Origin of the sequence: Streptomyces sp. NPDC004667 (assembly GCF_040609475.1) — a bacterium.
In the GTDB taxonomy this organism is placed as follows: domain Bacteria; phylum Actinomycetota; class Actinomycetes; order Streptomycetales; family Streptomycetaceae; genus Streptomyces.
This window is the reverse complement of sequence record NZ_JBEXKC010000142.1, coordinates 1-10,186: the sequence shown is the minus strand read 5'-3', so window position 1 is coordinate 10,186 and position 10,186 is coordinate 1. Positions and strand designations below refer to the sequence as shown.

Genomic DNA, 10,186 nt, shown 5'->3' with positions numbered 1-10,186 from the left:
GTTCCAGTCGTTGAGGCCGGCCACGAGGAAGACCGAGGCGCGGATCCGGTCGGTGGGGGGGGGGGAGTAGCGCGGCCCCCCCCAAGAGTTTTGTTGGGCGGGGTAGGGGGCCAAAGGGGGCGGCACCGCCCCGCCCCCCCCCGCGCCCGAGGGCGGGGCCGACCCCGCCTGGGCGCCTTCGGCCGCTGACCCCGCCTGGGCGCCTGCGGCCGCCGACCCCGCCTGGGCGCCTCCGGCCCCCGGGACCGTCGGGGCCCGGCCCCCGGGTGGAGCCACCCCGCCCGCCGCCCCGGCGACGGGCACCGGCCGGGCGCCCCAGCCCCAGCCCCCGGCCCCCGCCGCACCCGCGCCGCAGACCCCCGCCGGGAACCTGCGGGCGCGGCTCACCTCCTTCGTCGGGCGGGAGGGCGACATCCACGTGCTCGGGGAGGACCTCGGGCGGGCCCGGCTCGTCACCCTCCTCGGGCCCGGCGGGGCCGGCAAGACGCGGCTCTCCCAGGAGGCCGCCGAGTGGCACGCCCCCCGCTCCGGGGCCTGGCCCGACGGGGTGTGGCTCGTCGAGCTGGCGCCCGTCGACGACCCCGAGGACGTCGCCGAGGCCGCCCTCGCCGCGCTCGGCGCCCGTGAGACGAAGCTGCGCGGCGCCGCCGCCGAGGAACTGCGCGCGCTCACCGAGCGCGCCGGGGACGCCCCGCTCGACCGGCTCGCCGAACACTGCTCCCGCCGTCGGCTCCTGCTGCTCCTGGACAACTGCGAGCACGTCGTCGGCGCCGCCGCCGAACTCGCGGAACGGCTGCTGACCCACTGCCCCGGCGTGCAGATCCTCGCCACCAGCCGCGAACCCCTCGGCGTGCCGGGCGAGTTCCTGCGCCCGGTCGAACCGCTGCCCGACCCCGTCGCGCTGTCGCTCCTCGACGACCGCGGAGCCGCCGTACGGCCGGGCTTCAGCATCGCCGACGACCCGGACGCCGCGTCCGAGATCTGCCGCCGCCTGGACGGTCTGCCGCTGGCCATCGAACTGGCCGCCGCGCGGCTCCGGCTGCTCACCCCGCGCCAGATCGCCGACCGGCTCGACGACCGCTTCCGCCTCCTCACCGGCGGCGCCCGCACCGTCCTGCCCCGCCAGCAGACCCTGCGCGCGGTCGTCGACTGGTCCTGGGACCTCCTCGACGCCTCCGAACGGGCCGTCCTCGCCCGCCTGTCGGTCTTCGCCGGCGGATGCGACCTGGCCGCCGCCGAAGCCGTCTGCGTCGAGCCGCAGGACACCCTCGACGTCGCCGACGTCCTCGGCTCCCTCGTCGACAAGTCCCTCGTCGTCGCCGAACCCGACGAGCGCGTCGACGGGATGCGCTACCGCCTCCTGGAGACCGTCGCCGAGTACGCGGCCGAGCGTCTCGACGGGTCCGGCGGCGACCGCCCCGCCACCGAGCGCCGTCACCTCGTCCACTACCGCGAACTCGCCCGCGCCGCCGAGCCCCTGCTCCGCGGCCACGGCCAGCGCGCCGCCACCGAGCGGATCACCACCGAGTACGAGAACATCCGTACCGCCCTGCGCTGCGCCGTCGCCGGCCGGGAAGCCGACGAAGTGCTCTGCCTCGTCCACTCCCTCGGCTGGTACTGGCACATGCACGACCTGCGCACCGAGTCCCGCCACTGGGCCGAAGCGGCCGCCGCCCTGGGCCCCGACCCCTTCGCGGCGCCCGTGACCCCCGCCGAGCCCGTGTACGAGCAGCTCGTGGCCTCGCCCCCGCCCTACTCGGGCGAGGTGCTCGCCGAGGCCTGGCGGGCCCTGCACCTGGTGCGGCTGGCCTCCCGGGACCAGAGCAGCACCGGCTGGGACTCCCCGGAGGTCCGCGCCCAGGTCGAGGGCGTCCTCGCCGCCTACCGGCCCGGACTCCCGCAGACCTGCCGCACCCCCGGCTCCCTGTGGGTCTACGCCGTCATGATCACGGGCGACCCGGGGCTGCTCCAGCGCGTCGTCGACGAGACCGTCACCACCGCCCGCGCGCTCGGCTACCGCTGGGAACTGGCCACCGCCCTCCAGCTCCGCGCCAACATCCTCGCCAACCGCGCCGACTGGGCGGGCGACGCCACCCGCGACGCCGAGGAGAGCCTGGCCCTCTTCCGCGAACTCGGCGACGCCTGGGGCTGCGCCGAGGCCCTCTCCGCGCGCGCCGAGGCCCTGGAGAAGCGCGGCGAGTTCGCCCTGGCCGGGCAGTGCTACCGCGAGGCGGTCGCCTACGCCGAACGCCTCGGCGCCAAGGCACAGGTGACGGTCCTGCGGGTACGGATGGCCGGCGTGCTCGCCGAGGGCGGCCGGATGGAGGAGGCCGAGGAGCTCCTCGACGAGGTCACCGCCACGGCGCAGAACTACGGCAACGAGGCCGTGCCCGCCGCCCGGATGTTCCTCGCCGGCATCCTCGGCCGCACGGGCCGGATCCCCGAGGCGCGCGCACAGCTGCAGAGCCTGCGGGAGGAGTTCGCCTTCGGGGCGTTCGCCGTCTTCGACGGGTTCCTGCTGGGCACCATGGCCTGGCTCGACAACCAGGAGGGCCTGTACGCGGAGGCCCTCGAACGGCTGCGCCCGGCCATGGGGATGGTCCAGGACCCGATGGCCCGGCTGATGGCCCCGCACATGCCGGCGGTGTACCTGCTGATCGCGGCCCGCTCCCGGCTCTCGCTGGGCGGCTCCGGCGGCGCGTACGACGGCGCGCGGCTGATCGGGGCCTACCGGGCGCTGCTGCCGCCCGAGCACTTCTCCGTGGCCACCGAACGCGAGGACGCCGCCCGCGCCGAGGAGCTGGCGCGGGCGGCGCTGGGCGACGCCGGGTACGAGGCCGCGTACGCCGAAGGCGGCGGCCTCACCCTGGAGGAGGCCACCGCCCTCATCTGATCCCCCGCCGTCCCCCCGTGGGGTCCGTCCGGGACGCGATCCGAACGGACCGGCCGGCCCGGATCAGGTCTTCTGGCGGAACTTGCGGACGGCCAGCGGCATGGTGACGGCGGTGAGGCCCACCGACCAGGCCAGGGTGATCCACACGGAGTTCCCGAGGGGGGTCCCGTTGATCAGGCCGCGGGCCGCGTCGGCCAGGTTCGACAGCGGGTTGACGTCGGTGAAGCTCTGGAGCCAGCCCGGCATCGTCGTCGGCGGGGCGAAGATCGAGCTGCCGAACTGGAGCGGCATCAGCACCAGCATCGCCATGCCCTGTACGGCCTGGGCGGTCTTCATGGTGAGACCCAGCAGGATGAAGATCCACATCAGCGAGGCGCCGAAGACGGCCGACAGGCCGATGGCGAGGAACAGGTCCAGCACCGAGGACTTGATCGACAGTCCGAGCAGGAAGCCCATCCCGAGCAGGATCGCGATGGCGACCATCATCCGGCCGAGCTCGACCACGATCTTGGCGATGAGTACCGAGGACCGGGCGATCGGCATGGACCGGAAGCGGTCCATCACGCCCTTCTTGAAGTCGTCGTTGACCCCGGTCCCGACGCCCATCGCGATGTTCATGCCCATCATCGCCATGAGGCCCGGGACCACGTAGTTGACGTACTCGCCCTGGTTGCCCTTGCCGGAGATCGCACCGCCGAAGACGAACACGAACAGCAGCGTGAAGATGATCGGCATGAACAGGACGTCGAACATCGACTCCGGGTCCTGCTTGATCTGCAGGGCGTTGCGGCGGGCCAGGGCGCCGATGTGCCGCAGGTTGGCCCGCAGCCCGATCCGGCTCTCGGCCGGGGGCGTCGGTCCGGCGGCCGGGGAGGCCGCCGGGGTGCTGGGCTTCGTCGTGGTTACGGTGCTCATGCCGCGACCTCCTCGGTCTGCTCGGTGGGAACGGAGTCCTCGACGGCGGGCTTCTGGCCGGTGATGGCCAGGAAGACCTCGTCGAGGCTGGGCAGGTAGGTGCCGATGTCGGAGATGCCGTACCCGCGGGCCGCCAGCAGGCCGACGACGGCGGTCAGCTGCTCGTCGGCCAGGATCGGCACCAGCAGCGTCCCCTCGTCCGGGACGGCCTGGGAGCCGGCGACGCCGTCCAGCCCGGTCTCGGCGAGGGCGCGGGCCATGCCCGGCAGGTCGGCCGGATCGGCCGGCCGGATGCGCAGGGTGCGCCCGCCGACGCGCGCCTTCAGCTCGTCGACCTTGCCGTTGGCGATGACCTTGCCGCGGTCGATGACCGTCAGCTCGCTCGCGAGCTGCTCGGCCTCCTCCATGTACTGGGTGGTGAGCAGCACGGTGGCGCCCTCGGCGACCAGCCGCTGCACCTCGTCCCACACCTCGTTGCGGGTACGGGGGTCCAGACCGGTGGTCGGCTCGTCCAGGTAGAGCACGGCCGGGTTGCCGATCAGCGAGGCGGCCAGGTCGAGGCGCCGGCGCATGCCGCCGGAGTAGTTCATCACGGCCTTCTTCGCCGCCTCGGTCAGCGAGAACCGCTCCAGCATCTCGTCCGCCCGGTTCCGGGCGTCCTTGCGGGACAGGTCCAGCAGCCGGCCGATCATGTAGAGGTTCTCCCAGCCGGAGAGCTTCTCGTCGACCGAGGCGTACTGGCCGGTCAGGCCTATGGTGCGGCGCAGCTGCCGGGGCTGGCGGACCACGTCGTAGCCCGCGACCCGGGCGGTGCCGGCGTCCGGGACGATCAGGGTGGACAGGCAGCGGACCAGGGTGGTCTTGCCCGCCCCGTTGGGGCCGAGGACACCGAGGACGGTGCCTTCGCGCACGTCCAGGTCGACCCCGTCGAGGGCCTTGGTCTCGCCGTAGTGCTTGACCAGTCCCCGGACCTCCACGGCGTGGGGAGCGTTGTCGTTTCGCGTCATGTCCACCATGGGACCATCCGCCGCTGACAAAGCTCCGACAGGCGACCGACAGCGGACCGACAGGCAACCGACGGCCGGTCGGCGGCCGGTTCGACGGCCGGTTCGGCGGTCGGTTCGACGGCCGGCCGGGGGTCGGTCGGCGGTCGGTTCGACGGAAAGCCCGGGGGCCCGCCGACATCGCGTCGGCGGGCCCCCGGTCACCGCCCGGCGGGGCCGCGCGGCCCCGGTCGGCTCAGTGGAAGGCGTGCTCCGGCTGCGGGAACGTTCCGCCGACCACGTCCTCGGCGAAGGCCTTCGCCGCGTCCGTCATCGTGCTCCGCAGGTTCGCGTACTGCTTCACGAACTTCGGCATCTTCCCGCCGGTCAGGCCCATCATGTCGGTCCACACCAGCACCTGCGCGTCGCACTCCGACCCGGCGCCGATGCCGACGGTCGGGATGTGCAGGGACCGGGTGACCTCGGCGGCCAGCTCGGCCGGGACCAGCTCCAGGACCACCGCGAACGCGCCCGCGTCCTGCGCGGCCTTGGCGTCGCGCAGCAGCTGGTGCGCGGCCTCGTCGCTGCGGCCCTGCACCCGGTAGCCCATGGCGTTCACGGACTGCGGGGTCAGGCCCAGGTGGGACATGACGGGGATGCCCGACTGCACGATCAGCTCGGTCTGGGCCAGCGACCGCTCGCCGCCCTCCAGCTTGACCGCGCCGACCCCGGCCTCCTTGACCAGCCGGGTCGCGCTGCGCAGGGCCTGCACGGCGCCTTCCTGGTACGAACCGAAGGGCAGGTCGCCGACGATCAGGGCCCGGCTGGTGCCCCGTACGACGGCAGCCGACAGCAGGGTCATCTCGTCCATCGTCACGGGGACGGTGGTCTCGTAGCCGAGGTGACAGTTGCCCATCGAGTCACCGACGAGCATCACCGGGATGCCGGCCTCGTCGAAGACGGACGCCGTCATGGCGTCGTAGGCGGTGAGCATGGGCCACTTCTCGCCGCGCTCCTTGGCGAGGGCGAGGTCGCGGACGGTGATGCGCCGGGTGCCCGCACCTCCGTACAAGGTGGGGGAGGCGGCTTCGCGGGCAGGCGAAACGGCGTGCGTCATTGCAACTGCTCCTTGTGTCATCTCGAGGCGCCCTCACGGCGTCCCCGGACTCACCCACCATGGTGGCACCCCCGGCGCCGTGCGCGGAAGTGGCCGGGTTCCGACGCGCTGACCCGTACGTCACACTCCTGGCCCGCCTCCGGGCGCGCACGAGCCAATGTGCGCGTTTCGTGACAAGCGGAACCCTTGCCGCACGGCCGTTCGTCCTCCCGGTCGTACGGCCGCGAGGACGGCACGAAAGGCTCCGTACATCGCCTAGGGTCAAGGGGCGGAGACGGAGCGCGAGCACGGCAGCGAGGACATGGCATGGCACAGGCGTACATGACGGAGACGGGGAACGGCGCAGAGCCCGGACCCTCCGGATCCCGTCTCCGACGCCGACTGGCCGGGCTGCGCCACGACCGGGGCATCTGGCGGCGCGGGATCGTCACCGCCGCCCTCGCCGCGCTGATCTCCCTGATCATGATCTTCCACGCGGAGCTGCCCAACCACATCGGCAACCTCGGCAGCCTCACCGAGACCTTCCTGCCCTGGCTGGGTCTGGCCGTGCCGCTGCTGCTGGTCGCCGCCGTGGTCCGCAAGTCCGCGACCGCGCTGATCTCGATACTGCTGACCGCCGCGGTGTGGGTGAACCTCTTCGGCGGACTGATCACCGACAAGTCGGGCGGCGGCGGCAACCTCATGGTCGCGACCCACAACGTGGATGCCGACAACCCCGACCCGCGCGGCACCGCCGCGTCCGTCGCCAAGTCCGGGGCGGACGTGCTGGCCCTGACCGAGCTCACGGGCGACGCCGTCCCCGTCTACGAGAAGGCCCTGGCGGACACGTACAAGTACCACGCGGTCGAGGGCACCGTGGGCGTGTGGAGCAAGTACCCGCTGACCTCCAGCAAGCCCGTCGACATCCGCCTGGGCTGGACCCGCGCCATGCGCACCACCGCGGCCACCCCCTTCGGCGAGGTCGGCGTCTACGTCGCCCACCTGCCGTCGGTGCGCGTCAAGCTCAACGCCGGCTTCACGGCCAACCAGCGCGACAAGAGCGCCGACGCGCTGGGTGAGGCCCTCGCCTCGGACGGGCTGAAGAAGGTCGTCCTGCTCGGCGACCTCAACGGCACCATGAACGACCGCTCCCTGTCCGAGGTCACCTCGCAGATGCGCTCCACCCAGGGCGCGGCCGGCCACGGCTTCGGCTTCAGCTGGCCCGCGCAGTTCCCGATGGCCCGGATCGACCAGATCATGGTGCGCGGCATCAAGCCGGAGGCCTCCTGGACCCTGCCCCGCACCGGCAGCGACCACCTCCCGGTGGCGGCCCGGCTGACCGTCCGGCCGTAGACCGCCCCCCCCGCCCGTTACGCCGAGGGCCCCGGCAGCTCCTGGGAGGAGCGGCCGGGGCCCTCGGCGTACGTACGGGCGGGCGCGGGAGCTACGCGTGCTCGCGCCAGCCGTTGGTGATGGGCAGGCGGCGGTCCTTGCCGAAGCCCTTCGCCGAGATCTTGGTGCCCGGCGGGTACTGGCGGCGCTTGTACTCCGCCGTGTCCACCATGCGCAGGGTCTTCGCGACCAGCTCGCGGTCGAACCCGGCCGCGACGATCTCCTCCAGGCCCTGGTCGCGGTCCACGTACAGCTCCAGGATCGCGTCGAGCACCGGGTAGTCCGGCAGCGAGTCCGTGTCGACCTGCCCCGGGCGCAGCTCGGCGCTCGGCGGCTTCACGATGGAGTTCTCCGGGATCGGCGGGGTCTCGCCGCGCTCGCCGGCCGCCCGGTTGCGGTACTCGGCGAGCCGGAAGATGTCCGTCTTGTAGACGTCCTTGATCGGGCCGTAGGCGCCGACCGAGTCCCCGTAGAGGGTGGAGTAGCCGACGGCCAGCTCGGACTTGTTGCCCGGGGCCAGCACGATGTGGCCCTCCTGGTTGGAGACCGCCATCAGCATGGTGCCGCGCAGCCGGGACTGGAGGTTCTCCTCGGCGAGGCCGGTGAGGCCCAGCGAGCCCATGTACGCGTCGAACATCGGCTCGATCGGGACGGTCCGGAAGTTCAGGCCGGTCCGCTCGGCCAGGTCGGCCGCGTCGCCCTTGGAGTGGTCCGAGGAGTACTTCGAGGGCATCGAGATGCCGTACACGTTCTGCGCGCCGATCGCGTCGCAGGCGATGGCCGCGACGAGGGCGGAGTCGATGCCGCCGGAGAGGCCGATCAGGACGGAGCGGAAACCGTTCTTCTTGACGTACGCGCGCAGGCCCACGACGAGCGCGTCGTAGATCTCCTCGTCGTCGTCCAGGCGGTCGGCGTAGCCGCCGGCCACCACCGCCTCGAAGGGGGCCGCCGGCTCCTCGGAGAGGATCACGCGGTCGATGCGCAGGCCGTCGTCGACGACGCCCTCCGGGGCGTCGGACCGCGCGGCCGGCAGGTCGAGGTCGACGAGGACGCAGCCCTCGGAGAACTGCGGGGCACGGGCGATGACCTCGCCGGCGGCGTCCACGACGATCGAGTCGCCGTCGAAGACCAGCTCGTCCTGGCCGCCGATCATCGCCAGGTACGCGAGGGTGCAGCCGGCCTCCTGGGCCCGCTTGCGCACCAGTTCGAGCCGCAGGTCGTCCTTGTTGCGCTCGTACGGGGAGGCGTTGATCGAGACCAGCAGTCCGGCCCCGGCGGAGCGGGTGGCGGGCACCCGGCCGCCCTCCTGCCAGAGGTCCTCGCAGATGGCCAGCGCCACGTCGACGCCGTGCACCCGGATGACCGGCTGGGTGTCGCCCGGCACGAAGTAGCGGAACTCGTCGAAGACGCCGTAGTTGGGGAGGTGGTGCTTGGCGAAGCGCAGGACGACCTCGCCCCGGTGCAGTACGGCGGCCGCGTTCTCCGGGGAGCCGGCGGGCCGGCCCAGGCGGGGCGCGGCCTTCTCGGTGCGGTCGAGGTAACCGACGACGACCGGCAGCTCGCCGAGACCCTCCTCGGAGAGCCGGCGCGCGAGGTCGCGCAGCGCGGCGCGGGAGGCCTCGACGAAGGAACCGCGCAGGGCGAGGTCCTCGACGGGGTACCCGGTCAGCACCATCTCCGGGAACGCCACCAGATGGGCGCCCTGCTCGGCGGAGTGCCGGGTCCAGTGGACGACCGAGTCGGCGTTCGCGGCGATGTTGCCGACGTGCGAGTCGATCTGATTCAGAGCGAGGCGTAGTTGAGGCACGGGGCCCAGTGTAATCGTCTTTCTGACGCGATGTTCTGGGCCCCGGGCGCTTTCACAGGGTCGGATGCGTCACCCGACGGGTCCGGTGAACTTCGCGTCGGGCATCAGGAGGCCGGGGGAGAGCCCGGCGCTGACGCTGCGCGTGCCCTCGGGGACCTCGAACGCGGCGGTGCCGGTGGCGGATTCGCCCGGCTGGATCGTCCCCTGGATCCGCTTGGGCAGCCGGCCGTCGAAGACGAGCCTGCCCTCGGCGCCCTTGTCGTCCGTGAGGCTGGGCATGGCGTAGATGACGTCGTGGGGCCGCTTCGAGGTGTTGGTGATGGTGAAGGACACCTCCACCGCGTTGCCGACCGGCAGGTACTTGTTCGAGCTGACGTACTGCTTCGGGACGGAGAGGCTCACCTTGATCCCGTTCGGGTACGTGAACGTCTGGCCGAAAGCGATCGGCGTGCTGATGCCGGGTCCCGTGGAGGGCATGTCGGGCGGCAGGGTGAATCCGGACGGGGAGGGCAGGGCGTCCGGGGGCACGTCCGGGTCGTACCCGGGGTCGTCGTACCAGTCCGTGCCCCGGTGCTGGTCGACGCGGTCCAGCGACCTGCCGATGACGGCCGTGGTGAAGAGGAACCCGCCGGCGGTGGCGGCGAGGCCCAGCACGCCGAGGGCGATGCCGACGATGGACATCACCTTGCGCGGGGCGCCGCGGCCCGCGCGCACCAGGCCGGCGATGGAGATGCCGATGCCGGTGAGGGCGAGGCCGGCGCCGGCCCAGAACACGAAGGGGACGAGGCCCAGCCCGATGGAGAGGGAGGAGAGGACGAGGCCCGCGACGGCCTGGCCGTTGGAGGGCGCGGCGGGTGCGACGGGATAGCCGGAGACGCCGTGGCCGTGGCCGTGGCCGGGGTGGCCGTAGCCGGGCTGGCCGGGGCCGGGGAACCCCGGCTGGCCGGGCCCTCCGTAGCCGGGCGCCCCGTACGCGGGGCCGCCGTACCCGGGGTGCCCGCCGGGCACACATGAAGACGATCGACGAACTGCTCGCCGAGGGCGTCACCGGCAAGCGGGTCTTCGTCCGCGCCGACCTCAACGTGCCGCTCGCGAACGGT

The 10,186-nt window shown here is 73.0% G+C and carries 6 protein-coding genes and 1 pseudogene; 2 read left to right on the top strand and 5 right to left on the bottom strand.

Going from position 1 to position 10,186, the window contains the following annotated elements; genetic code table 11:
• Nucleotides 1-331: 331 nt before the first annotated feature.
• Nucleotides 332-2,893: pseudogene (locus ABZW32_RS37240) on the top strand (AAA family ATPase); the annotation flags it as partial.
• Nucleotides 2,894-2,956: 63 nt separating this feature from the next.
• On the opposite strand, the gene ABZW32_RS37235 reads toward ABZW32_RS37240, so the two are convergent.
• The 3 genes from ABZW32_RS37235 to panB form a co-directional block, all read right to left on the bottom strand.
• Nucleotides 2,957-3,808 carry an ABC transporter permease gene (locus ABZW32_RS37235; protein ID WP_356224959.1) on the bottom strand — a complete coding sequence of 284 codons (852 nt, stop codon included), beginning with the start codon at nucleotides 3,806-3,808 and terminating at the stop codon, nucleotides 2,957-2,959.
• Complete coding sequence (locus ABZW32_RS37230; protein ID WP_356224958.1) at nucleotides 3,805-4,824, bottom strand: ATP-binding cassette domain-containing protein; 1,020 nt, start codon at nucleotides 4,822-4,824, stop codon at nucleotides 3,805-3,807. Before ABZW32_RS37230 ends, ABZW32_RS37235 begins: the two co-directional genes overlap by 4 nt.
• Before the next feature lie 223 nt (nucleotides 4,825-5,047).
• The gene (panB, locus tag ABZW32_RS37225) at nucleotides 5,048-5,908 is read right to left on the bottom strand and encodes a 3-methyl-2-oxobutanoate hydroxymethyltransferase (protein WP_100660964.1); all 861 of its coding nucleotides are present in this window, start codon (nucleotides 5,906-5,908) and stop codon (nucleotides 5,048-5,050) included.
• Nucleotides 5,909-6,214: 306 nt separating this feature from the next.
• Here panB and ABZW32_RS37220 point away from each other — a divergent pair, with 306 nt between their 5' ends.
• Entirely contained in the window at nucleotides 6,215-7,240 is a 1,026-nt protein-coding gene (locus ABZW32_RS37220; RefSeq protein ID WP_356224956.1) for an endonuclease/exonuclease/phosphatase family protein, read from the top strand.
• Between the two features lie 91 nt (nucleotides 7,241-7,331).
• Here the strand turns inward: ABZW32_RS37220 and ABZW32_RS37215 are convergent, their stop codons facing one another.
• Together ABZW32_RS37215 and ABZW32_RS37210 are read right to left on the bottom strand one after the other, a co-directional pair.
• On the bottom strand, nucleotides 7,332-9,086 hold the full coding sequence (locus tag ABZW32_RS37215; protein WP_356224955.1) for an NAD+ synthase: 1,755 nt from the start codon (nucleotides 9,084-9,086) through the stop codon (nucleotides 7,332-7,334).
• Between the two features lie 69 nt (nucleotides 9,087-9,155).
• Nucleotides 9,156-10,094, bottom strand: a complete 939-nt coding sequence (locus ABZW32_RS37210; protein WP_356224953.1) for a DUF4352 domain-containing protein — start codon at nucleotides 10,092-10,094, stop codon at nucleotides 9,156-9,158.
• Between the last annotated feature and the right edge of the window lie 92 nt (nucleotides 10,095-10,186).

Excerpts from the sequence above, each read along its gene's own strand:
- ABZW32_RS37235 (WP_356224959.1), bottom strand. The coding sequence starts at position 3,808 with ATGAGCACCGTAACCACGACGAAGCCCAGCACCCCGGCGGCCTCCCCG.
- ABZW32_RS37230 (WP_356224958.1), bottom strand. The coding sequence starts at position 4,824 with ATGGTGGACATGACGCGAAACGACAACGCTCCCCACGCCGTGGAGGTC.
- panB (WP_100660964.1), bottom strand. The coding sequence starts at position 5,908 with ATGACGCACGCCGTTTCGCCTGCCCGCGAAGCCGCCTCCCCCACCTTG.
- ABZW32_RS37220 (WP_356224956.1), top strand. The coding sequence starts at position 6,215 with ATGGCACAGGCGTACATGACGGAGACGGGGAACGGCGCAGAGCCCGGA.